We start from the raw sequence: 24,443 nt of genomic DNA on the forward strand, positions 1-24,443 counted from the left end.
CTACGCTGACTGATGAAAAAAATAAGCACGCCAAGCGCGGCAGAAAGACCCGCGTAAAACGAATCGTACACATATTGCTTTTCCTCCCGCCGGTGCCGCCATTCCATTATGCCGCTGCAGCAAAATAGAAACAACTCCCGCAAATACGTACATTTCATTGAAAAAAGTCACCGCTGCGATGCCCGTAATAAGCAGTGTGAATTCGATTAATCGATATTGAGAACTTTGACGGCAAATACTTGAAACATAAGGCTGAGCAAAATAAATACGGCTGAAAAAACCAGTAACTGAATGAAATCCATCGTCTGCCTCCTAAAAATGTGTCACTCGTTTCATACGGGTGAGGGCCTTGTAAGTTTCGGCATTCTATAAGACATTAGGCTGAGTTACATGGTAAAAGACTCAAAAAAGACCCCTTACGAAAGGGGTCTTTTTGACTAGTTTCTTCTATTATAATGGTTCCTGCTTCAGGTCGGGCGTACAAGTGTATATGTCTTCCCGAGTCTGGCGTATTCGTTCCCCGCGAGCCTTGCCGCAGGCTTCAGCTCATCTGTCCGTATGTAGCCTTTATCGGCGTCATATACTTGGTCATTCAAATGAAAACAAACGACTCTGCCGATGATGAGGTCTGTCGTCGTTTCTCCGCTGTCATTTTGGAACGGAAGATGGCGTTCGAGTATACATTCAAACCTCACTTTTGCTTCTTTTATACCGGGAACGCTGATGCAAGCGCTGTCTGTCACAGAAAAGTCTGTCATGCCAAGTTCACTGACATCAGGATCAAGCCTTGCCGCCGTTTTGTTAATGTCTTCAATAATGGACTCATCACTGACGTGCACCACGAATTCCCGATGAGCGATTGCGTTTCTCGCGGTGTCTTTCTGCCGACCGTCCGCGCGGCTGACTGAGATGGCCAGAAGCGGCGGTTCTGCGGAGACAACGTTATAGAAACTGAAGGGCGCCGCGTTTACGGCGCCGTTGATGGATGACCGCGTAGTGACAAATGCGATCGGCCGGGGAACAACTGTGCCCGAAAGCAATTTGTAAGTGTCTTTTGCGTTCAGTTCGTCTGCTCGTAAGATATGCATGATTTCGGCCGCCTTTCTTTATCGTATGACCTGATTATACAGAAAGAAAATTCGGAAACACAACAAAAGAAAACCGGCTGCATATCTTATCACGTGGCATATATCTGATTGAGGAAAAAGGCTTCCGTTTAGCCGGCAGCCTATTTACGAATGGTGTTACTTGTAGTTTTTCTTTACAACCCAGATGTTCCCGTCTTTCCAGTACTCTGTTTTGCTGCAGTAATCGTCTTTTTTGCAAGGGTCTTTTTTATGAGGACGATAAGGTTTTTTCTGCGTGCGTTTTTTCTTGCGGCGGCATGATTTCTTGTGGCTGCGAGATTTTTTGTGAGACCGGCATGATTTTTTACGGCTGCGAGATTTTTTGTGAGAGCGGCGCGATTTTTTATGGCTGCGAGATTTTTTGTGAGAACGGGATTTTTTATGGCTGCGAGATTTTTTGTGAGAACGGGATTTTTTATGACTGCGAGATTTTTTGTGAGAACGGGATTTTTTATGGCTGCGAGATTTTTTGTGAGAGCGGCACGATTTTTTATGGCTGCGAGATTTTTTGTGAGAACGGGATTTTTTATGCTTGCGAGATTTTCTCTTCTTACTGCTTTTTGGTTCTTGGTACAAATAATCTTCCAATCCCTCGGTGCTTGCGGACTTTACTGCTTCTTCGATATCAGAATGGGAATAGTGGCCCATTTTGAAACCTCCTCATGATATATGTTTTAAGGATGCGATCCTTACTACCACATAGTACGCATGAATGAAAAAAGTGTATGTGTGATTCGCTGAGTTTTATATAAAAAGCACAGCCTAAATTAATACAGGGAGGTTTACCGATGAAAGACCAATCAACATTGCCTCTATACCAGCTGTTTATTCACCCGAAAGACTTAATGGAGCTGAAAAAAGACATTTGGGATGATGATCCGGTGCCCGCGGTGCTGAGAGTGAATCAAAAACGGCTTGACATTGATCTGGCGTACCGCGGCTCTCATATAAGAGATTTTAAGAAAAAATCGTATCATATCGCTTTTTATTCGCCGAAAACATTTCGCAGGGCGAAAGAGATACATTTAAACGCTGAATACAAAGATCCGTCGATGATGCGGAATAAGCTGTCTCTCGATTTCTTCGCGGAGCTTGGGACGCTGTCACCAAAGGCGAATTTCGTAACCCTGCAAATCAATGGCAGACATGAGGGGGTGTATCTTGAGCTGGAGTCAGTGGATGAATATTTTCTGGCGAAACGGAATTTGGCGGACGGCGCTGTTTTTTACGCGGTTGATGACGACGCCAATTTCTCCCTCGTCAGTGATCTGGAGCGGGATACGAAAACATCGCTCGAACTTGGTTATGAAAAGAAAACGGGAACGAAAGAAGACGATTTATACTTGCAGGATATGATCTATAAAATTAATACCGTGCCGAAGTCAGAGTTCAAGGGGGAGATCGTCAAACACTTGGACGCCGATAAGTATTTGAGGTGGCTTGCGGGCATCGTGTTTACCTCAAACTACGATGGATTTGTTCATAATTACGCTTTGTACCGGAATCATGAAACGGGACTTTTTGAAGTCATTCCGTGGGATTACGATGCGACGTGGGGAAGAGACATTCATGGTGATCGGATGGAGGCCGATTATGTCAGAATACAAGGGTTTAATACCTTGACTGCAAGGCTTCTGGATGAACCGTATTTCCGCAAAGCGTACAAACGGCTTTTGGAAGAGACGCTTCAGACCCGGTTTACTATTGAACATATGAAGCCGAAGGTCATGTCACTGTATGAGCAGATCAGGCCGCATGTCGCGAAGGATCCATATAAGAAAGAAGAGATTGATTGCTTTGACCGGGAGCCTGAAGTGATTTGCGAATACATTAAGGAGCGGTCAGCCTTCATCAGCAGTGAGTTAGAGCGGTGGAATATCTGATTTGGAAATGAAGAAAGATTTTTTACAAATAGGCTGGTGAATCAGTTCCCGAAAATAATCGTGATACGTATATATGCATTATGCTTTTTACATTATGAGAAAAATGACTAGGAGGACAATAGATGAAACGCAATACGAAGCGGCAGCGGTCTGATGACAACTTTTTGCATGCAATGGAAGGAAAAGTGATTACTGTCTACCGGGGAGGCCCGGAGTCCAAGACAGGGAGATTAGCAGACATTCAATCGGATTATATCGCTCTTCAGGTTGATAATAAAATCGTTTATTATCAATGGAAACACGTGAAAAGTGTGACGGAAAATACGAGTGAAACCGTATCGCCGGCCGAAGCGGCAGAATGTGAAAAAGCTGATGATTTTCAAGACCTGATCAGCCGGATGACCAATCGCACGGTGCAATTGAATCAGGGAGGTCCGGAATCGAAAAGAGGAAAGCTTCACGAAACAGGGGATGATTTTCTCGTGCTGGAAACAGAAGATGACGGAATTGTATATTTTAACGCCGACCATGTCAAAAGCATCAGCGCGGAACAAGAAGAGGACGGCCAAGAGGAGGAGCGCCCGGAATTTGAAATGGCTGATGATTTTCACGGCATATTTAAACGCCTGATCCACAAATGGGTATCCATCAACCGCGGAGGTCCTGAAGCAGTTGAAGGTATACTTGTGGATAATTCCGACGGCCACTACACTCTTGTGAAAGATAAAGAAGTGCTGCGGATCTATCCTTTTCATATCAAGAGCATCAGCGAAGGGGCAAAAGGAGCAGCTAAAAAAGAGGAGAATAAAGACGACGAGAATAAAGGTGAGAAAGAGAGCGCCGAAGAAGAAAAGCCGCATGAAGAAGAATCACGCGAAGAGCAGCGTACTTCCTCTAAAAAGTCGAAAAGATCATCAAGATCCGTTCGATCTTCAAAACGGGAGGAAGAGAACTCTTATAGCTACGCCACTGTATTAAGGACAATAGATTATCGGTGGAAACGCGGCCGTAAATGATTGGAAAGATTGTCCGTAAACGCGGGAGAGGGGGGAATGAAATGGCTGGATTAAGCAGATTTCTGGATAAACAAGTCGATATTGAGATATCGGGGAATACGACATTTTCAGGAACTCTTTTGGATATCGGTCAGGATATCATTGTGATTCATGACGGCCGGACGTTTCTTTATATTCCGCTGCTGCACCTTCAGCGGATGACATTGACGCTCCCGGACGAAGAGAATAAAGAACCGTACGCAAGAAAAAAAAGTCCGCATCCCGAAAAACAGGAACATTCCTTTTCTTACCGGAATACCCTCCAGCATATAAAAGGCAGATTCACAGAAATATTTGTTACGGGAGACCGTTCCATTCATGGGTATGTGACAAGTGTTTTAAATGATTATTTTGTTTTCTTCTCTCCGGTTTATAAGACTCTTTTCATCTCGATGCATCATTTGAAATGGCTGACACCCTATTCCGATGAGCAGACGCCGTATACATTAAACAGTTCAGAGCTGCCGGTTGTTCCCGCTAATGTGCCCCTTGTCCGGAATTTTGAGGAACAATTAAAAAGATATATCGGGAAGCTGATTATTCTGGATTTAGGAGATATACCGAATAAAGTGGGGCTGTTGCAGGATGTCTCAGATAATATTCTTGAATTGACCAATGCAGACGGCGATACTGTTTTTTGGAAATTGAATCATTTAAAAACCATGCACCTGCCATAAATGATAAAACTGCCTCTCTTATACAGCAGGCAGTTTTTTTCATGGGAGCTAAAGGTAAATCCAACTGATCCAAACATATAAAACGGTAATGGTAAACACGACAGTGAGAGGGACAACGATAATGGTCGTTTTGATATATTCTGACCAAGAAACTTTTTCGCCGTGCTGTCTGATGATATGCATCCAGATCAGCGTGGCTAATGTCCCGATCGGCAGAAGCAATGATCCGATATCACTGCCGATAATATTAGCCAGATAAATGATTTTTACGGTTAATGGGTCGATGGACATTTCAGTTAAGGTCAAAGTGCTGATCATTAAGGCGGGATGGTTATTGAACAAATTAGAGAGGACGGATGTAGCAATGCCCATAATAGATGCAGCGTGGGCAATGCTTTGTGAGACATAAGGCTCAATAGACTGAACAAGCAGCGCCGTCAGTCCGATATTATGCAGTCCGTAGATGATAATGTACATCGTGAAGGCAAAAATAAAGATATGCCAAGGCGCTTTCCTTAATAAATCTGCCGGTCCGATTTTTAAATAAAACCATCTCCAGCCAAGCAGGATGACTGAACTGATGACAGCCACGAGCGAAACGGATATGCCGTTGTAAGAAGCTGCAAACAGACTGATCCGGACGAACAATACAAATGCCAAAACACAAAACATGATGTTCGTACGGCTGTTTTGGGTCGGGTCTGGCGGAGGCTGAAGCGGATGATATCGTTTGTGTTCCAGCGAGTCAAAATGAACCGGAATATCGGGGAGCTGTTTCGGCAAACGGCGGTAAAAAACGGCAAACAGCAGAAAGGCCATAAACACCAGTCCCAGCGTGCCGGGGATAAACATCATATTGGTGTACAAATAAAGGTCCATGCCTATCATTTTGAGAGAAATTAAATTGACGATATTACTGACGCCGATCGGGGTGCTTGCGGCTGTCGCAATTAATACGCCGCTTATTAAATACGGTGTTTTCTGATGTCTTTTAAGTCCGAGATATTGTAAGACCAATAGTAAAATAGGAGTGGTGATTAAGACGCTGCCGTCATTATTCAGAAAAAGCGTCATTGAAAAACAGAGCAGGTTGGTCAGCCAAAAAAGCCGAATGCCCGATCCCTTGGCGCGGTGAAGCAGTTTGGCCGCCGCCCAGTTAAAAAAACCGAAGCTTTCCAGCGCGATTGCCATAATCATTGTGGAGATAATGGTTATTGATGCTCCGGTGACTTTTGACCCTATATCCCCCAAATCATGAAAGGAAACGGTTCCGCATAACAAAACGAGAATGGCGCCCAGCGACGCCGGAACGGCTTCATTTAATCCCCCGGGTCTCCAAAATATAAAAATAATGGTCACAAAGAAAGAAATCAGGGTCAAAATGACGGTAATATGTGTAATGTGTTCTGCCTCCTTTTAGATGGGTCATTGCCGCCCCGTTATTTTTATCCCTCCTGATCAGTTGTACTGTATGTATACGGGTACAGGTCGTAAGGTGTACTGAGCGTTTCTACCAATTTAGTAAAAATCCATAAAAGCACAAAAAAAAGAGGCTGCTTTCGGCGGCCCTCTTTTTTATGCATTTTCCTTATCCGCCTGCAATAAAGCCTGGCGTTTATTCATAATATCCAGAAAATGTTTCAGAATCGGATTTTGATTATCCTTGCGGTAGGCAATGACCCATTCGGCCGTGAGCTGCACCTGATTAATGCCGCGGTAGGCGACTTCGAGATTAAACAGCTTTTTAGCAGAAGAAGGCACGAAGGTTACACCGATGCCGGCACTAACCAATCCGATCACCATTTGATACTCCGTCGCTTCCTGAACGATTTTCGGTTTGAAGCCCGCCTGCTCGCAGTAGTTTACAAACTCTAGGTATAAAGTCGGCCATGTTTCTTTCGACAGTGTGATAATCGGTTCATTTTTTAAATCCTGAATGTCGATTGTCTGTTTAGCGGTAAGCGGGTGCTGCTTCGGCAAAGCCAGAATGCACGGGCTGCTCTGCACCTTTTCCATATGTAACGCGGAATGCTGTAAAGGCGGATGAAGGATGCCGATATCAATGTTCCCCTTCAGAAGTTCTTCCTGCTGTCTGAAAGAAGAAATTTCACGCAGATCAAGCTTGACGGAGGGGAATTTTTCGCGGAATTCCCGAATGATCGGCGGCAGAAATTCATATGTGGCCGAGCCGACAAAACCGACGACAAGGCGGCCGAGCTCTCCCCGCGCCGTTCTCTGCGCCATTTCAATCGCTTTGTCTATTTCTTCGATCGCGTTTCTGCTGTGTTTTAAAAAACTTTCTCCGGCAGCTGAAAGCTCTACAACCCGTTTCGTGCGCTTTAATAAGGTCACGCCGACTTCCTTCTCAAGCTGTTTGATCTGCTGGCTGAGAGGCGGCTGTGTCATATTTAACCGAAGCGCAGCTTTGCCGAAATGAAGTTCTTCGGCAACGGCAATAAAGTATTGAAGATGGCGAAGCTCCATCCTTATCCATTCCTTTCTCTTTGTTAATTATTCGTGAAACATATTAATCATACGGCGAATTGATATTGGAGGTCAATTTCCAAAGAGTGTATAGTGAATAATATCACAAATTACTTAAAATTTTATATTTAATATGCATAATAAGGAGTGAGGGTGTTGGCAAAAGCAACAAATGAACTAAAAACCTCTGGAAAAAATCGGGGGGCGGAGCTTGTTGTTGATTGCTTAGTGGAGCAAGGTGTCACACATGTTTTTGGCATTCCGGGTGCAAAAATTGATGCAGTATTTGATGCGTTAAAAGATAAAGGACCTGAACTGGTTTTATGCCGTCACGAACAGAACGCTGCATTTATGGCTGCGGCTGTCGGAAGACTGACTGGAAAACCAGGCGTTTGTCTCGTTACTTCAGGCCCGGGGGCATCCAACTTGGCGACCGGCTTGTTAACGGCTAATACAGAAGGTGATCCGGTAGTGGCGCTGGCGGGTAACGTAATTCGCGCAGACCGGTTAAAACGGACACACCAATCATTGGACAATGCGGCGCTATTTCAGCCGATTACAAAATACAGTGTAGAAGTACAGGAAACAGGGAATATACCAGAAGCGGTAACAAACGCCTTCAGGGCAGCGTCAGCAGGTCAGGCAGGCGCGGCTTTCGTGAGCTTTCCGCAGGATGTTGTGAATGAAATCACAAATGTGAAAAACGTACGCAGCGTGCCGGCGCCGAAACAAGGCCCTGCACCGGAAGAAGCGGTCAGCGCGGCTATCGCGAAAATCCAGACGGCAAAACTTCCCGTTCTGTTAGTCGGCATGAAAGGCGGAAGACCGGAGGCGGTAAAACAAATCCGCAAACTGCTTGCCAAAACAAAACTGCCTTTCGTAGAAACGTACCAAGGGGCCGGCACATTGTCCAGAGAGCTGGAAGACCAATATTTCGGCCGGATCGGACTGTTCCGCAACCAGCCGGGCGATCTTCTGCTTGAACAGGCGGATGTCGTATTAACGATCGGTTATGATCCGATTGAATACGATCCGAAGTTCTGGAACGTAAACGGTGACCGTGCTATTATCCATCTTGACGAAATCCAGGCCGATATCGATCATGCCTATCAGCCGGAATTAGAATTATTAGGCGATATCGCCGCTACGGTTAAACAAATTGAACACGACGCTGTGACATTTGATATGGGCAGCCGTGAACAAGAAGTGCTGAGCGAATTAAAACAGATGCTCACAGACAGCGAGAAGGCGCCAAGCGACCATAAATCCGACAGAGTGCATCCTCTGCAAATCGTCCAAGAACTGCGCAATGCAATTGATGACGACGTAACCGTCACTTGCGATATCGGTTCTCACGCGATCTGGATGTCCCGCTACTTCCGCGCTTATGAGCCGCTGAAACTGTTGATCAGCAACGGCATGCAGACATTGGGCGTAGCGCTTCCTTGGGCGATTGCCGCCACATTGGTGAATCCGGGTGAAAAAGTCGTATCCGTTTCAGGAGACGGAGGATTCCTGTTCTCTGCAATGGAATTGGAAACGGCAGTCCGCTTAAAAGCGCCGATCGTTCACCTTGTATGGAATGACAGCACATATGATATGGTCGCATTCCAGCAAATGAAAAAATATAACCGTACATCATGCGTAGATTTCGGAAACATTGACATCGTAAAATATGCAGAAAGCTTCGGCGCCACCGGCTTGCGCGTTGAGTCACCGGAACAGCTGGCAGACGTGCTGCAAAAAGGCTTGAACACAGAAGGCCCTGTCATCATTGACATTCCTGTCGATTACAGTGACAATGTCCATTTATCAAGCGACATGCTTCCGAAGCAATTCAAAGAAAAAATGAAAGCAAAAGCTCTCTAGCACTCTGCGCACCATGACCTGTTTTCTAAAACAGCCCAATTTAAAAGGAGTGAAGGGAATATGAAAAACGCAAGCGACATCCATATGATGAGCCGCGGAGAAAAAGGCTCACCTGAGGATCAGATCTATCAAGTCTCAACAATGACATCTCTGCTGGACGGAGTATATGACGGAGATTTTGATATGGCTGACATTCCGAAGTTCGGTGATTTCGGAATCGGCACGTTCAACAAACTGGACGGCGAATTAATCGGATTTGACGGAGAATTTTACCGTCTGCGCGGCGACGGAACGGCTACGCCTGTTAAAGGCGGAGACCTGTCACCATTCTGCTCATTCACATTTTTCACGCCTGATATGACGCATACGATCGACGGCGAAATGACCCGTGAAGAATTCGAGCAGGAAATCGCCAGCCTTCTGCCTAGTAAAAACTTATTTTATGCGATCCGTTTGGACGGCGTATTTAAAAAGGTGCAGACAAGAACGGTAGAACGCCAGGAGAAACCGTACGTTCCGATGATCGAAGCGGTAAAAACACAGCCTGTGTTCAACTTTGACGACATTCAGGGTACAATCGCCGGCTTCTGGACGCCGGGTTACGCAAACGGCATTGCTGTTTCCGGATATCACCTGCACTTCATTGATGAAGGACGCAATTCCGGCGGACACGTGTTTGACTATGTCATTAAAGATTGTAAAGTGACCATTTCTCAAAAAATGAATATGAACCTCAAGCTTCCGAATACGGCGGACTTTTTCAACGCAAATTTAGATAATCCGAATTTTGCGAAGGATATCGAAACAACCGAAGGAAGCCCGGAATAAATTAAAAAAGAAAGCCTTATTTTTCTCGGGGGCTTTCTTTTTATTTGGCTGAACCGGCAAAGATTAGGTAAAATACAGTCAAAAGGGAAAGGTGTGGTAGCTGTGAAAGTATTGGTATTAGCGGTTCATCCTGACATGGACAACTCAGCGGTCAATAAGGCGTGGACAGAAGAATTAAAAAATCATGATGAAATCACGGTCCGTGAGCTTTATAAAGAATATCCGGACGGGAAAATAGATGCGGAAAAGGAACGGCAGCTGTGTGAACAGTATGACCGGATCGTATTTCAATTCCCGCTGTACTGGTACAGTGCGCCTCCGCTTTTAAAAACATGGATGGATCATGTGCTGGCGTATGGCTGGGCTTACGGCTCCAAAGGAAAGGCGCTGCACGGCAAAGAATTGCTGCTGGCTGTTTCCGTAGGTGCCGGAGAGGATGCATATCAGGCAGGCGGGTCTAACCATTTTTCACTGAGCGAGCTCTTAAGGCCGTTTCAGGCAATGGCTAATTTTACGGGTATGACCTATTTGCCGGCTTTCGCGATGTACGGGGTTAGCAGCGCCGATGCTGCGGCTATCCGTGACAATGCCAAACGCCTGGCGGATTACATAAAGAAGCCATTTTAGAGTCGTATGCATTCATCTTCATCCGACAATATTTCCTGAGAAATATTTCGAACCTTAGACGTTTCTGACTGCTCAAGAAAGAAAAAACGGATTTCGCGCTGAATTTGCGAAATCCGTTTTGATATTATGTCAGTTTTTGCAGATCTTTTGTGCTGATATATCCCGTTGCGCCCCCGTAATCGACAAGCGCCCAGCCGAAGTCAATGCCGCCGCCGGCTGTCTTTTTCCATCCGAGGAAAGAAACGCTCGTGTTTTTAGCAAGGGAAGCTTTGACCGCTTGTTTGTCTGTATATACTTTTGTTTTTGCCGTTGTTTTTACGGTTGTTGCTTCTTTAACAATATAATGAGTAGATACAAATCCTGTTTTTCCGTTTTTATAATGTACTTTTGCCCAGTCAGCGTTCTGGAATGAAACGATCTTTAAGCTGTCGCCTAAATGAAGGGTATCAGCTCTCGGACTGGCTGCTGATGCTTTTGTTCTGACGTTCAATGCTTCCGCGGAAACGAGATAAGAGTCAAGCGGGTAGCTGTACAGATCGTCAATTTTGACCGCTTCTTGCGCGTGTGTCTCGGGAAGAGGCGTTATTCCGGCAGCTGAAGCCGCTGTTATTCCCGCTGCAAGGGTCAGAATGGATGCCGCTTTGGCTGTTTTCTTCATCTGTATCTCTCCTTTTACTTCATCCTTTCACGTTTTACCGGAAGTCTAAACATCGGCCGGTTATTTTTGTGTTTGAAGTTTCAATGGAGCGGAAATGGTTTTTTTGACTTTTTCTCCTTTGAGCACCTGCTCCGCCGCTTCGGCCGCCAGTTTTCCGATCAGCTCCGGCTGCTGGGCGACCGTGGCTGTCAGCTTTCCGTTTTTAATGGAAGAAATCGCATCTTTATTTCCGTCGAAACCGACGACCAGAATGTGTTTGCCTGAGCTGTTAATCGCTTCGAGCGCGCCGAGTGCCATTTCATCATTATGGGCGAACACGGCTTTAATATCCGGATGTCCCTGCAGCAGGTTTTCCATGACGGTCAATCCTTTTGTACGGTCAAAATCCGCCGCTTGCTTTGTTACGACATCCAGCTTTTTGTCGGCAATATGATGAAAGCCCGTTCCGCGTTCCCGTGTCGCGGATGCGCCCGGCACCCCTTGCAATTCCGCCACTTTGGCGCCTTTTCCGAGCTGATCGGCGAGGTAGTCAGCCGCCATTTCTCCTCCTTTGACATTGTCAGAGGCGACAAGCGTTTCGACTTTGCCGTGTTCGGCTGAACGATCAAGCGCAATGACGGGAATGCCGAGGGAATTTGCCGATTCGACGGCTGTTGAAATCGCTGATGAATCGGTCGGGTTGATCAGCAGCGCATCGACTCCCTGCTGGATCAAATCTTCTACGTCATTTGACTGTTTAGATGAATCATTTTGAGCATCGACAATAATGACCTGCATGCCCCGTTTTTTGGCTTCCTTTACAACGCCTTCTTTTAATGAAACGAAGAACGGATTGTTCAATGTGGAGACGGAGAGCCCGATAGTGAATTCTTTTTTATGTTTTGTGTTTGACGGTTTTGCCCATTGTGGCGGTTCAAGTGAACAGGCGGACAGCAAAAACAGTGATAATGCCGCGATCGTGATGATGGCTTTCTTCATAATGGTCCTCCTACTATGCCGATTTTTTGCGGTCCAGCAGCACCGCGATTAAAATGACGATTCCTTTGACGACGAGCTGATAAAAAGATGATACGCCGAGAAGGTTCAAGCCGTTGTTCAGCGTACCGATAATCAAAACCCCGATCAGCGTACCGATGATGCGCCCTCGACCGCCGGACAGGCTCGTTCCGCCGAGAACGACCGCTGCGATGGCGTCCAGCTCATATGATTCCCCGGCCGTCGGCTGTGCGGAATTTAAGCGTGATGTCAGAATCGCTCCCGCCAGCGCCGATAATAAACCTGTCAGAGAATAGATCATGATCTTGATGCGGGGCACTTTGATTCCCGATATCAGCGCCGCTTTCTCATTGCCGCCGATGGCGTATGTCCGGCGGCCGAACGGTGTTTTGTGCAGAAGAACCCACAGGGCCGCAAATGCAATCAGCATCGTAATGGCAGGTACGGGAATGCCGAGAAAATAACCGCGCCCGAATAATTGAAATGCGTAACTTGAACCGAGCCCCGTAATCGGATTTCCGTCCGTATAGACGAGGGTCAGTCCGCGAAAGACGGTCATTGTCGCCAAAGTGGCGATGAACGGCGCCATTTTTCCTTTTGTGATTAATAATCCGTTTATCATGCCGAGTACGGCGCCGATTACGCAGCCGATGATGACGGCTAAGATCGGATCGATGCCTGAGACCATCATACCTGCGACCAATGCGCTCGATAAGGCGAGGATCGCTCCGACAGAGAGATCAATGCCTCCCGTTAAAATGACAAACGTCATTCCGAATGCAATCAGAGCGTTAATCGCAACCTGCCGAAGAAGGTTGAGAATATTGAGGGGTTCAAGAAAACTCGGGTTTAAAACGGAAACGATCAGCACAAGAATCAGTAAGCCGAGAAACGGACCGAGTTTTTGTGTGAAGGTGTGAATGGAAAATCGCTTTTGTTCAGTTGATGTCATTGGTTCAGTTTTCATACTGCTGCCCTCCCGTGGCAAGTGTCATGATGTGTTCTTGTGTTGCGCCGGCCGCATTGATTTCTCCGCTGATGCGCCCTTCGTGGACGACGATGATTCTGTCACTCATGCCGAGAACTTCCGGCAGCTCGGAAGACACCATGATGATGGCGACTCCGCGATCGGTCAGTTCATTCATTAATGAATAGATTTCCCTTTTCGCGCCTACGTCGACGCCTCTTGTCGGTTCATCAAGGATGAGAACTTTCGGGCCGATTCCGATCCATTTGGCGATGACGACTTTTTGCTGATTTCCTCCTGATAAATGCCGGGCGGCGGTTTCCGGAGATGCGGTCTTAATGGTCAGACGCTTGATGAGCAGCTCAACGAACTCCGCCTCGCGTTTTCGGTCAATGATGCCTTTCGGAGAGAAGCTGGTCAGGTTCGGCAATGAGATATTTTCACGAATGGACGTATCCAGCAGCAGCCCTTCATCTTTGCGGTTCTCCGTAATCAGGCCGAGTCCCTTACGGATGGCATCGTACGGACCCCGAATGCCGGTTTTTCGGCCGGAAATCCAGATCTCTCCGGAATCGAGCCTGTCAATTCCGAACAGCGCCCTCATGATTTCTGTCCGTCCGGCACCCATTAAGCCGGAAACGCCGAGGATTTCTCCGGCGCTCACATGGAAACTGATCTGTGAAAAGCTTCCTTTTTTTGAGGCGTTTTTCACTTCGAGCACCTTATCGCCGAGTGACGGCGTGCGAGTCGGATACCGATCGGTCAGCTCCCGCCCGACCATTTTTTTGACCACTTCATCAAAATTAGTGTCTTTAATATGCGCCGTATCGACAGTGAGGCCGTCCCGCATAATGGTGATCCGGTCGCAAATCGAAAATATCTCTTCCATTCGGTGCGAAATATAGACGATGGATACGCCGTCCCGCTTTAACGCCGTCATCACGTCAAACAGTTTGCTGATTTCCCGTTCGGTCAGCGCCGCGGTCGGTTCGTCCATAATAATGACTTCGGCGTTTGTCATCAGCGCTTTGGCAATCTCAATCATCTGCTGCTGTCCGACGGAACATTGTCCGGCTTCCCGGTTAAGAGGAAGAGAGACTCCCAGTTTTTCAAGCTGTGATTTTGCTAGCGCTTTCATTTTCTTCGTTTCCAAAACGCCGAACGCCGTCGTCAGCTCTTTGCCGATAAAAAGGTTTTCAAGCACCGTCATGTCCGGCCATATATTCAGTTCCTGATGGATAAAGGCGATTCCGTGCTTTTCGGCTTCCTTTGGATTGGAGAAGCTCATATTTGTTCCGTTTATCGTAATGTTTCCCTTGTCGAGCCGGTAGAGCCCGGTGAGCAGATTCATTAACGTCGATTTGCCCGCTCCGTTTTCTCCCATTAAAGCGTGGATTTCTCCCGGCAGAAGCTCAAATGAGACGCCGGAGAGCACTTGGTTTTTGCCGAATGCTTTATGAATGTCTGTCATGCCGATGTGCATGCTGGATCCCTTCTTTCTAGAAAATCACACCCGCCTGCAGGATGCAGTTGGCGTATGGTGTCATTTCACCCGTTCGGATGACGGCTTTTGCTTTCTGTGTGAGCCGTTTGAATTCCTCATGGGACATGTACTCGATCGTCTGCGCTGAGAAATGGCTTTCTATGAAACTTGCATTCTCAGGATTTGCGTCTTTGATCTCGGAAGCGGCGATCACCTTTTCGACTGCCATCTCCCCGGCTACCAGGCTGGTCACGTCCCGAAAGGTGGGAACGCCCGCCGTTAAGGACAAATCAATTTTAGGGACGCCGTCAGGGACGGGGAGACCCGCATCGGCGATTGCGATGAGGTCTGTATGCCCGAGATCGGCTAATACTTTGGCAATGTGGCTGTTTAACATTCCGTGTTTTTTCATGACAGCAGCTCCTCAACTTCTTTTCTGGCCGGCATGCCGCCTTGGGCGCCGAAGTGCTGCACGGACAGGGAGGCGGCGCGGTTGGCAAACAGGAGCGCTTGCTCAATGTCCCGTCCTTCCGCGAGTGCGACGGCAAGTGCCGCATTAAAGGTATCGCCGGCTCCCGTCGTGTCGACCGCTTCTGCAGGGAAGGCGGGAACAAGCCGTTCCGCGGTGCCGTCTGAGTAGCGCACGCCTTGTTTTCCTTCGGTAATGAACAGTTTGCCGGGATAGCCGGCGAGCGCTTCTTCTTTCGTCCGGTCAGGAAATAAAATGGACGCTTCATGTTCGTTCGGCGTAAGATATGCGGCATCCTCAATCGTCGATTGTTTCAGCGGCCGGGCCGGCGCGGGATTCAGGATAACCGGAATTTGCTGCGCGCGGCAGTAGCTGCACACTTCTTCAACGGTTTCTTCAGGAATCTCCTGCTGGATCAGCACGATATCAATGCCGGGAAGTTTTGCCAGCGCACTTTTGGCATAATCGGGGGAGATGTCATCGTTTGCGCCTTTTACGACGACGATGCTGTTGTCTCCTTCTGCGAGCACAATATGAGCCGTTCCGCTTTTTTTATGTGTAACCGTTTCCATGTAGTCCGTATTGACACCGTTTGCCTTCAGGTTTTCAATAATCGCTTTTCCGTAGCTGTCACTTCCAGCTTTTCCTACCATATATACGTTTGCGCCAAGGCGGGAAGCGGCTACGGCCTGGTTTGCGCCTTTTCCTCCGGGCACGGTTTGAAAGTCTGTGCCCAGTACGGTTTCTCCGGCTTTCGGACGCCGTTCGGATGTGACGACCAGATCCATAGAACAGCTTCCGATAACACAAATTTCACTCATGGTGATCATCCTTTCTCGTCGTTTGTCTTCGTATGTAAGTCACGGGCAGTTGAATGGCCGTCTCTTTCGGCGGCTCTTTCTTTATCAATTGCAGCAGCAGGTTTGCCGCTTGTTTTCCCATCTCATATGCAGGCTGGCGGATGGTTGAAAGAGGCGGAAACAAAAGCCTGCTCTGCGGAATATCGTCGTATCCGATGATCTGAATCTCCTCCGGAACTTTTTTGCCGAGCCGCAGCGCCTCATGGAGGACGGCAGCCGCCGCAATATCGTTGCTGGCAATGACTCCGTCGGTTTCCGGGTATACTGCAAACAATTCTTCTGCTAAAATGGCGGCATCCTTGATGGAAAATGAAGCGGCGGAGATGACATTGAACTGAACGCCCGCTTTTTGCAGCACGTTAAGTGCGCCGTTAAAACGTTCCTGAGCGGTCGGAAGGTGGGCTGGGCCTTTGACAAGCGTGATGCTTGTGCTTTTGCCGCGAAGCATTTCCTCAGCCGCCCGTTTTCCGCCTGCCCGCCCGTCACTGAATACGGATGGGGCGCCTTCTTTTGTCCGGTCCAGAAATACGACCGGGTAAAGGCTGCCGCTGTATTCGGGAAGGTCGGGGTAATGGGTGGCCGCCAAAATACCGGCAACTTGATTTTGTTTAAATGTTTGCAGGTAGTCGAGTTCTTTTTCCAATTCTTCATCGCTGTTGCCGATGATCAGCCGGTATCCTTCCCGCTGCAACTCGTCTTCAGCGCCGCGGGCAAGCTGAGGGAAAAAGGGATTCGTAATATCCGGAAGCAAAAGCCCGACCAGTCTGGATTCTCTTTTATAAAGAGAGCGGGCAACTTCATTCGGATAATAATTCAGCTTCTCCATGGCAAGCATGACCTTCGTTCGTGTATCTTCATGCACGTAGCCGTTGTCATTGAGGACACGTGAAACCGTGGCAACAGAGACGCCGGCAGCGCCTGCGACATCTTTAATCGTTGCCAACAAACACTCCTCCTTCAACTATGTAACCGTTTACATAGAAAGAGTAACACGAATCATTTCGGTTGGCAACAAAAAAAGAGACCGGGGTCTCTTTTAGTTCACGATGCCGATTTGTGAGATATTCACTTTGATATCAGGGACGATCTCGATGGAAGGATAGACCTCACGCCAATTGAGCCGCTTGCCCCGCTCATAATAATGGGTTTGATATTTCCGGCCGATGCCGAGGATATCCGAGTTGTGCTCCTGAATATGGCTGATCACCGATCTGGCCTGGCTGTTCAAATTTGCTGAGGCTTGTTTGTTTATTTGGTCGATTGCCGTATAAGAATTCAGCTTGTCCTTTGGATATTCCAAGACGCGTGCATTCAGCTTTAAACGGATTTTCACTTTTATATGCTGCGGATCTGTATCTATAAATACAATCTTTCGCGTGGCATCCGTGATGCCGAGAGAAAGATAATTTTCAATATCCATTTTGTATTTGTCCCACAGCTTCAGATTAATATTAGCCGATTTATTAAATTGCCCGCTTAAAAGGGTCAGGAGGGTCGAATCCTGACCGAGCACCTCAGTCACTTTCCGCTGGCCGCTGAACAGGGCAGAACCCTCTACCTTTATCGTCTGTCCGTTAATCGATAAATAAGGAAGGGCGAAATCCTTATCAGCCGTCAGCATGCTTGAACGGATGGATTGCAAATTTTCCATGCTGATATTTGATTCCGCATTAGCGCTTGTTAATAAATTCGTTAAATACTTGCTGACGATCAATTTCTGCCGGACGATCAGCTTCAGCACTTCAATCGCCTCGCCGTCTTTTACAACCGCCGGATGAGCGAGAAGCGGGCTTTTCGGATCTCTGTAAAAGACATCGAGATAAGGAAAAAGCGGTTTTTCCGCCATTTTCTCACCGATTAATAAGACTCTTTGCTTGGACGTGTCAATGCGCTGATCGACAAGCTTATCCAATTGAAACCGCGCTTCACGGATGGTGTGCCCGGAAGCGCTGAGCACCGTCGTAATGAATGAGCCGCCCGTTTCCTGTTCCGCCTGGGAGGACTGAACCTTCCGATAGGTGATGCCGATTTTATTTTTACCGTCATGATCAACATCAAGGCTTGCGGTCAGCACGAGAGAAATATCTTTCAGCAAATTTTGATCCCAGCAGCCCGCAAGTGTCAGGCTTGCGCACATGAGACTGATAAGAACCGCTTTTTTAATGCGCATGGCGGACACCCTTTTTGCGTACATGGACAATCAATACCATAAACAACGGAAACAAATACACAAACACAATATCGGAAAAGCGGAAAAACTGATCCAGCTGCTGTATCGTTTTATCTGTGCTTGTGGCCCAAATAGACAGAAGGAAGACGAGCAGGGCCAGCGGATAAACAAACCGGCTGTGATCTTTTTGATTGAACAGCTTGGCAATGCCGGTGCTTGCCAAGTAAAACACGTTGGCCAGCGTTGAAAAGACGGTCACGAACCAAAACGTCAAAAAGAGCAGATCCGTCCGTTCGATAATTCTGAATGAAACGGTTTTTAACAGGTACAGCACAGGCTCCGGGATCATTTTTATTTCTTCGGGGCTGATTGTGACAAAGCAAGTAAGGGTGATATACAGGTAATAAAGGATAATCAAGATGTTTGAAATCGTCAGTATTTTGTAGCGCTGGCTGACGGTGCAGTTGATTAGGGGCCCGATCACGAGCGCCGCCTGAAAGCCGGTAATGCTGACAAGTGTTTGCTGCACCCCGGTAAGCATGTCTTTTGCGGTTCCGTGAAAAATCGGCATAATGTATGTGATATCGGCTTTTCCCAGCGTGTATAAAAGCGGCAGAGAGATCAGCAGCAAAAACGGCGTTAAAATAAAGCTGAACCTGGCGATCGCATTCAGCGGAGCCTGTGCGATATAGACAGAACCGAGGATCAGCATTAAGCTGATCACCCAATTCGGAGTCTGCGGGAGCACCCAGATATCCAATATCCGTGTAAATACAGAAAGAATGAGCGTGCAGAGAAACGCGAAATATAAAATATACAGCACCTGCACCCCTTTGCCGGCAAGTGTTCCGAACACCTCCTCCAGCATTTCGTACAGGTTCAGCTTCGGAAACCGGTGAAATAATATCATATACAGGCTGAATGTAAGCTGGACGAGCAATCCGGTAAGCAGAATGGAAATCCATCCGCTGCTTCCCGATCTCATCATCAGTAAATGGGGCAGCGCCAAAATGCCGATGCTGATCTGCGTCTGATTAATGAAAAACACGCCTTGAAGCCGGCTTATTTTTTTAGGCTTCATCTTTTCTCCACCCCCGAACATGTTTCATCTGCTTTGAGTCTTGCGGTCTCAAATAAAAAGGCCTTCTTTTAATAAACCAAGCCGGCAGCCGGATAAATGCATCCTTCAAGTCACTGAAATGAAACGGCGTCAGCGATGATAAATAAGGAACGCCGAGTGATTCAAGCTTGCACAGGTTCATCAGAATAAGCCCGAAGCCGAGTGCGATGCCGATAAAACCGAACGAGGATGCCAGAAACATAAGCGGAAATCTGAGCGTTCGGATGGACGTGCTCATTTCATATGAAGGAAGCACAAAAGAAGATACGGCCGTAACGGCTACGACGATAATCATCATATTAGAAATGAGTCCCGCCTGAACGACTGCGTCACCGATCACGAGCCCGCCGACAATGCCGATCGTCTGACTGATCGGTCTCGGCAGCCTGATACCGGCTTCGCGGATCAGTTCAATCGTAATTTCCATAATCATGGCTTCTATCAGCGGGGGAAAGGGAATATCAACAATCGAATTTTTCATGGTGATAATCAGATCGTTGGGAATGACTTCAAAATGAAACGCAATCAGCGCGATATAAAAAGCGGGCAGCGTAATCGCGATCATAAAGGCGAAAAATCTCAGCACTCTTAAAAAACTGGCAGAAATCCACCTCGTGCTGTAGTCATCCGGAGATTGAAAAAAAGAAAAGAATGTGATCGGCGCAATCAAAGCCGACGGACTCCCGTCCATCATGATCAGTACACAGCCTTCCATTACGCATGCTTTTGCTTTATCCGGCCGTTCCGTATGAATGATCTGCGGAAAAATGGAAAACGAATTATCTTCTATTGATTCCTCGATAATCCCGGGCGCAAGCACGCTGTCTATACGCAAGTATGACAGGCGCCGCTTCACTTCCTCGACAATCTCCGGATTGGCGATATTCTCAACAAAGATAACCGCAACCTTTGATTTGGCTCTTTCCCCGATATCCATATAATGAACGGAGAGATGGCGGTCCTGTATGTGAAACCGCAGCTGATGAATGTTCGTTTCCAAACTTTCCACAAACCCGTCATGGGCGCCGCGGACGATACTTTCAGATTCGGGTTCCATAATGGAACGCAGCGGATTCTGGCCGACGGAAAACAGCTTCGCTTTCCTCGATGCATCGCTGAGAAAAACAACCTGTCCTGCCAAAATCCCGTCAATGAGTTTTCTGATTTCATCCGTTTCCGCACTGCTGACGGCATTCATCGTTTCCTCAAGCGGGCCGTTCTGCAGGGTGTCGCTTAACAGAAACTCATTCAGCTTCTGTTCTTCTATCATTTGTTCAATATAAAAGAAAGCGGTATGACGGTCCTGCAGTTTGATCCTTCGTATTTTAAAATCACCGCAAACACACATCAGCTCCTGCATTTCCCGTACAGCCGATTCAAAATCGCCGGGAATCCGTTTGTTTTGTTTATCCGCAGACATCAGACCGCCTCCTTCCCCGGTTATCTGTAGTTTTCAGCGGGTATTCCTTTTTTATGCATTTTATAAAATAGAGGAGTTCCTCGATGTTTTACCAAGAACTTCACAATTATGGATGAATATTTCTTGAACGAATATAAAGATTTATTAAAATTATTTCAAAAGAGTGATAAACGTCCTGTAAATGGTTTAAAAGGAGAAAGGCTTTCCGCATATAAAATGTGTATTTCTTGTAAACACTCCGGACCCGTCTTTTTCTGTCATGTATCAGTCATTCCGCTAGTTATTTTGGAATGGGACTGAAAGCAGGATACGGGGGAAAAATGAATGACTTTAAGACCTTATCCTTAACAAAACAGGCAGTCTGCACACAGCGGACAGAGAGTCCCAAAACGTATGCGCAGTGCGAAAACCGCTGATACAAACGGGCTGGAAAAGATGGATTATCATTACATCTTTTTCTTCCGGAACGCGAATAGTTCCATTGGTCCAAATGAATTTCTGCGCGAAAATGTAAACGCATTCATTTTTCTTTTGAAAAATTGAAGTAAGGTTGAAGTCCTGCCTATTCCCAAAAAAAGCAATTCGATAATAGGAAGAATAGCGTCACTAATAGAGAAGTTTGGCTCAGTGAAAGCGGGAAGATTATGTTACATAATGCCGATTGAGAATTCATAGTGAAGCTATATACTGATGAATGAATTTATCAATACAGAAGGAGATGTCAAAAATCAATGTGGTTACTCATTATAGCCTGTGCTGCCGTACTAATCATCGGAATCATTGAAAAAAGGCGGCATCAGAAGAATATCGATGCTCTGCCAGTACGCGTCAATATTAATGGTATCCGCGGAAAGTCAACCGTAACGAGGCTGACGACCGGAATACTGATGGAGGCGGGCTACAAAACAGTCGGAAAAACGACGGGAACAGATGCAAGGATGATCTATTGGGATACACCTGAGGAGAAACCGATCAAACGGAAACCGCAGGGCCCGAATATCGGCGAGCAAAAAGAAGTAATGAAGGAAACCGTAGAACGGGGCGCCAATGCCATTGTCAGTGAATGTATGGCGGTAAACCCGGATTATCAGATTATCTTTCAGGAAGAACTCCTTCAAGCCAACATCGGCGTCATCGTGAATGTGCTTGAAGACCATATGGACGTCATGGGGCCGACGCTTGATGAAATCGCTGAAGCATTTACCGCGACGATACCGTATAACGGTCACCTTGTCATTACAGACAGTGAATACACAGACTTCTTTAAAGAAAAAGCCGCAGAGCGGAATACCGAGGTCATTATTGCGGATAACTCTAAAATTACAGATGAATACCTTCGAAAATTTGAATATATGGTCTTTCCTGATAACGCTTCCCTTGCGCTCGGCGTTGCCCAGGCTCTTGGGATAGATGAAGAAACGGCGTTTAAAGGAATGCTGAATGCGCCGCCTGATCCTGGCGCCATGAGAATCCTGCCGCTGCTCAGCACGAAGGAGCCCGGTCATTTCGTAAACGGCTTTGCCGCAAATGATGCATCTTCTACTTTAAATATATGGAAACGTGTAAAGGAAATCGGCTACCCGACAGATGAACCGATCGTTATCATGAACTGCCGCGCCGACCGTGTGGACAGAACGATTCAGTTCGCAAACGACGTGCTTCCGTACATTAAAACGAAGGAACTCATACTCATCGGCGAGACGACAGAACCGATCGTCAGAGCTTATGAAGAAGGCAAGATTCCTGCCGATACATTGCACGACCTGGAATATAAATCAACAGACGAAATCATGGACGTGCTGAAAACAAGAATGCAAAACCGTGTCATATATGGCGTCGGCAATATCCACGGTTCAGCGGAACCATTAATTGAAAAAATTCAAGAGTATAAGGTGAAACAGCTCGTTAGCTAGGAGGAAAAGGATAAATGTTCGGATCAGATTTATATATCTCACTTATTTTAGGCGTGTTAATCAGTTTAATTTTCGCGGAAAAAACAGGTATCGTACCTGCCGGTTTAGTCGTGCCGGGTTATTTAGGGCTCGTTTTTAACCAGCCGGTCTTTATTTTACTCGTATTGTTAGTGAGTCTTCTTACATACGTGATCGTCAAATACGGTTTATCCAGATTTATGATTTTGTACGGACGCAGAAAATTCGCAGCTATGCTGATAACGGGAATCTGCTTAAAAATCGCCCTTGATTTCCTTTACCCGATCGTACCGTTTGAGATATCAGAATTCCGAGGAATCGGTATCATCGTACCGGGTCTGATCGCCAATACCATTCAGAAACAGGGATTAACGATTACATTTGCCAGCACGCTGTTCTTAAGCGGCGCAACTTTTGCCATTATGTTTGCTTACTACTTAATCTAATGTAAGGTGTGTCAAACGATGAAAAAACAATTAAGCTTTCAAGAAAAACTGCTGAAGCTGACCAAACAGCAGAAAAAGAAGACCAATCTTCACGTTTTTATCGCGCTGCCGATCGTCTTTTGCCTGATGTTCGTCTGCATCCTGACCGGGAAGGCGGAAACGCCGAGTGTGAAAAGAAATGCCGATGACCTTGTATCAGCCTCATTCGTCGGAGATATTATGATGGGCCGGAATGTCGAGAAAGTGACAAAGCATAAAGGCACGGAGAGTGTCTTCCGTTACGCAAAGCCATTCTTCGAAGCATCCGACTATGTGTCGGGGAACTTTGAAAACCCGGTTACATATAAAAAGAACTACAAAGAAGCAGAAAAAAATATCCACCTTCAGTCAAACAAAGATGCCGTAAAAGTATTGAAGGACATGAATTTCACCGTTCTCACGGCAGCCAACAACCATGCGATGGATTACGGCCCGCAGGGAATGCGGGATACGGTTGAAGAGTTTTCAAAGCAAAATCTTGAACTTGTCGGCGCCGGCCTCACGCTGAAGGAAGCCGAGCAGAACATTTCTTATCAAGATGTAAACGGAATCAAAATCGCAACACTGGGTTTCACTGATGTTTCCGGAAAAGGCTTTGCAGCTAAACGAAATGCGCCGGGTGTGCTTCCGGCCGATCCAGAGCTGTTTATTCCGATGATTTCTAAAGCCAAAAAGAAAGCCGATCTTGTCATTGTTCAAACACACTGGGGACAGGAATACGATAATGATCCGAATGACAGACAGCGCCAATTGGCAAGAGCAATGTCAGATGCCGGAGCGGATATTATCGTCGGACACCATCCGCACGTGCTGGAACCGATCGAAATGTACCACGGCACTGTTATTTTCTACAGCCTGGGCAACTTCGTATTCGACCAGGGGTGGACAAGAACGAGAGACACGGCGCTTGTTCAATATCATCTGCAGAAAAACGGCACGGGACGCTTTGAAGTCACGCCGATGAATATTCATGAAGCAACGCCTGCACCGGTTAAAAAAGGCAGCATCAATCATAAAACAATCGTACGTGAACTGACGAAAGAATCGAATTTCAAGTGGAGCGTCAAGGATGGAAAATTAACGTTTGATGTGGATCACAGCGATATCTTAAAAAAGAAAGCGGAGTGAAAAACAAATGAAAATCATTAAAGCGGGATGGCCGTTTGCCGCGATCATTATGGTATTTATGTTTATGTCAGCGTTTAAATACAATGATCAGCTCACAGATCAGGAAAAACAAAAAATTGACACGGAAATGCAAAAAATTCAGCAAGAGGACACAGCGGGCGCAAAATAAGCGCATGATTCCGCTTGCCGGCATATTGTTTGTTCCG

The 24,443-nt window shown here is 46.8% G+C and carries 24 protein-coding genes and 1 pseudogene; 10 read left to right on the forward strand and 15 right to left on the reverse strand.

Features of this window, described 5'->3' with window-relative positions; translation table 11 throughout:
- Positions 1-8: 8 nt before the first annotated feature.
- From BR62_RS19990 to cotG, 3 genes and pseudogenes are all read right to left on the reverse strand, one after another.
- Positions 9-302 (reverse strand): annotated as a pseudogene (locus tag BR62_RS19990) (hypothetical protein); the annotation flags it as partial.
- Positions 303-467: 165 nt separating this feature from the next.
- Positions 468-1,088, reverse strand: a complete 621-nt coding sequence (locus BR62_RS0102155; RefSeq protein WP_007407534.1) for a flavin reductase family protein — start codon at positions 1,086-1,088, stop codon at positions 468-470.
- Between the two features lie 156 nt (positions 1,089-1,244).
- Positions 1,245-1,775 (reverse strand): CotG/ExsB N-terminal domain-containing protein, encoded by a 531-nt coding sequence (gene cotG, locus BR62_RS0102160; RefSeq protein ID WP_032869511.1) that lies wholly within the window; start codon positions 1,773-1,775, stop codon positions 1,245-1,247.
- A gap of 140 nt (positions 1,776-1,915) precedes the next feature.
- On the opposite strand from cotG, the gene BR62_RS0102165 reads away from it, so the two are divergent.
- The 3 genes from BR62_RS0102165 to BR62_RS0102175 all read left to right on the forward strand — a co-directional run bounded on the left by BR62_RS0102165 (position 1,916) and on the right by BR62_RS0102175 (position 4,742).
- Entirely contained in the window at positions 1,916-3,010 is a 1,095-nt protein-coding gene (locus tag BR62_RS0102165) for a CotH kinase family protein (RefSeq protein WP_015240725.1), read from the forward strand.
- A gap of 122 nt (positions 3,011-3,132) precedes the next feature.
- A complete protein-coding gene (locus tag BR62_RS0102170; protein ID WP_007407531.1) occupies positions 3,133-4,026 on the forward strand; it encodes a hypothetical protein in 894 nt (297 codons plus the stop codon).
- A 41-nt stretch (positions 4,027-4,067) separates the two neighbouring features.
- The gene (locus tag BR62_RS0102175) at positions 4,068-4,742 is read left to right on the forward strand and encodes a hypothetical protein (RefSeq protein WP_007407530.1); all 675 of its coding nucleotides are present in this window, start codon (positions 4,068-4,070) and stop codon (positions 4,740-4,742) included.
- 48 nt (positions 4,743-4,790) lie between these two features.
- Here the strand turns inward: BR62_RS0102175 and BR62_RS0102180 are convergent, their stop codons facing one another.
- Complete coding sequence (locus BR62_RS0102180; protein WP_012118610.1) at positions 4,791-6,122, reverse strand: arsenic transporter; 1,332 nt, start codon at positions 6,120-6,122, stop codon at positions 4,791-4,793.
- Between the two features lie 195 nt (positions 6,123-6,317).
- Positions 6,318-7,226: an acetoin biosynthesis transcriptional regulator AlsR gene (gene alsR / locus BR62_RS0102185; RefSeq protein ID WP_007407528.1), complete on the reverse strand. Its 909-nt coding sequence runs from the start codon at positions 7,224-7,226 to the stop codon at positions 6,318-6,320.
- 156 nt (positions 7,227-7,382) lie between these two features.
- Between alsR and alsS the strand changes: the two genes are divergently transcribed.
- From alsS to BR62_RS0102200, 3 genes are all read left to right on the forward strand, one after another.
- Positions 7,383-9,095, forward strand: a complete 1,713-nt coding sequence (gene alsS / locus BR62_RS0102190) for an acetolactate synthase AlsS (RefSeq protein ID WP_007407527.1) — start codon at positions 7,383-7,385, stop codon at positions 9,093-9,095.
- 60 nt (positions 9,096-9,155) lie between these two features.
- The gene (gene budA, locus BR62_RS0102195) at positions 9,156-9,923 is read left to right on the forward strand and encodes an acetolactate decarboxylase (RefSeq protein WP_003151318.1); all 768 of its coding nucleotides are present in this window, start codon (positions 9,156-9,158) and stop codon (positions 9,921-9,923) included.
- Positions 9,924-10,025: 102 nt separating this feature from the next.
- Complete coding sequence (locus BR62_RS0102200; protein WP_007407526.1) at positions 10,026-10,550, forward strand: NAD(P)H-dependent oxidoreductase; 525 nt, start codon at positions 10,026-10,028, stop codon at positions 10,548-10,550.
- Between the two features lie 124 nt (positions 10,551-10,674).
- Here the strand turns inward: BR62_RS0102200 and BR62_RS0102205 are convergent, their stop codons facing one another.
- The 10 genes from BR62_RS0102205 to BR62_RS0102250 form a co-directional block, all read right to left on the reverse strand.
- Entirely contained in the window at positions 10,675-11,208 is a 534-nt protein-coding gene (locus tag BR62_RS0102205) for an SH3 domain-containing protein (RefSeq protein ID WP_007407525.1), read from the reverse strand.
- 60 nt (positions 11,209-11,268) lie between these two features.
- A complete protein-coding gene (gene rbsB, locus BR62_RS0102210; RefSeq protein ID WP_032869513.1) occupies positions 11,269-12,186 on the reverse strand; it encodes a ribose ABC transporter substrate-binding protein RbsB in 918 nt (305 codons plus the stop codon).
- Positions 12,187-12,199: 13 nt separating this feature from the next.
- Entirely contained in the window at positions 12,200-13,171 is a 972-nt protein-coding gene (gene rbsC, locus BR62_RS0102215) for a ribose ABC transporter permease RbsC (RefSeq protein WP_015240722.1), read from the reverse strand.
- Positions 13,161-14,654, reverse strand: a complete 1,494-nt coding sequence (locus tag BR62_RS0102220; RefSeq protein WP_032869515.1) for a sugar ABC transporter ATP-binding protein — start codon at positions 14,652-14,654, stop codon at positions 13,161-13,163. The genes rbsC and BR62_RS0102220 overlap by 11 nt, the downstream gene beginning before the upstream one ends.
- Before the next feature lie 16 nt (positions 14,655-14,670).
- Positions 14,671-15,066 (reverse strand): D-ribose pyranase, encoded by a 396-nt coding sequence (gene rbsD, locus BR62_RS0102225; protein WP_032869517.1) that lies wholly within the window; start codon positions 15,064-15,066, stop codon positions 14,671-14,673.
- On the reverse strand, positions 15,063-15,944 hold the full coding sequence (gene rbsK, locus BR62_RS0102230; RefSeq protein WP_032869519.1) for a ribokinase: 882 nt from the start codon (positions 15,942-15,944) through the stop codon (positions 15,063-15,065). The genes rbsD and rbsK overlap by 4 nt, the downstream gene beginning before the upstream one ends.
- Positions 15,937-16,926 (reverse strand): LacI family DNA-binding transcriptional regulator, encoded by a 990-nt coding sequence (locus BR62_RS0102235; RefSeq protein ID WP_032869522.1) that lies wholly within the window; start codon positions 16,924-16,926, stop codon positions 15,937-15,939. Before BR62_RS0102235 ends, rbsK begins: the two co-directional genes overlap by 8 nt.
- 93 nt (positions 16,927-17,019) lie before the next feature.
- Positions 17,020-18,153, reverse strand: a complete 1,134-nt coding sequence (locus BR62_RS0102240) for a Ger(x)C family spore germination protein (RefSeq protein ID WP_032869524.1) — start codon at positions 18,151-18,153, stop codon at positions 17,020-17,022.
- The gene (locus BR62_RS0102245) at positions 18,143-19,234 is read right to left on the reverse strand and encodes a GerAB/ArcD/ProY family transporter (protein ID WP_032869526.1); all 1,092 of its coding nucleotides are present in this window, start codon (positions 19,232-19,234) and stop codon (positions 18,143-18,145) included. The genes BR62_RS0102240 and BR62_RS0102245 overlap by 11 nt, the downstream gene beginning before the upstream one ends.
- Positions 19,224-20,693: a spore germination protein gene (locus BR62_RS0102250; protein WP_015240716.1), complete on the reverse strand. Its 1,470-nt coding sequence runs from the start codon at positions 20,691-20,693 to the stop codon at positions 19,224-19,226. Before BR62_RS0102250 ends, BR62_RS0102245 begins: the two co-directional genes overlap by 11 nt.
- Before the next feature lie 731 nt (positions 20,694-21,424).
- Between BR62_RS0102250 and pgsB the strand changes: the two genes are divergently transcribed.
- From pgsB to BR62_RS19450, 4 genes are read left to right on the forward strand one after another with little or no spacing between them, the layout of a single operon-like run.
- Positions 21,425-22,606, forward strand: a complete 1,182-nt coding sequence (pgsB, locus tag BR62_RS0102260) for a poly-gamma-glutamate synthase PgsB (RefSeq protein WP_003151337.1) — start codon at positions 21,425-21,427, stop codon at positions 22,604-22,606.
- Between the two features lie 14 nt (positions 22,607-22,620).
- On the forward strand, positions 22,621-23,070 hold the full coding sequence (gene pgsC, locus BR62_RS0102265) for a poly-gamma-glutamate biosynthesis protein PgsC (protein WP_003151340.1): 450 nt from the start codon (positions 22,621-22,623) through the stop codon (positions 23,068-23,070).
- A gap of 18 nt (positions 23,071-23,088) precedes the next feature.
- The gene (locus tag BR62_RS0102270; protein WP_017418784.1) at positions 23,089-24,237 is read left to right on the forward strand and encodes a CapA family protein; all 1,149 of its coding nucleotides are present in this window, start codon (positions 23,089-23,091) and stop codon (positions 24,235-24,237) included.
- A gap of 7 nt (positions 24,238-24,244) precedes the next feature.
- Positions 24,245-24,406 carry an extrachromosomal elements maintenance protein EdmS gene (locus BR62_RS19450; RefSeq protein ID WP_003151344.1) on the forward strand — a complete coding sequence of 54 codons (162 nt, stop codon included), beginning with the start codon at positions 24,245-24,247 and terminating at the stop codon, positions 24,404-24,406.
- Positions 24,407-24,443 lie beyond the last annotated feature (37 nt).

The sequence above is a fragment of the Bacillus sp. UNC69MF genome (genome assembly GCF_000746035.1).
GTDB classification, from domain to species: domain Bacteria; phylum Bacillota; class Bacilli; order Bacillales; family Bacillaceae; genus Bacillus; species Bacillus velezensis.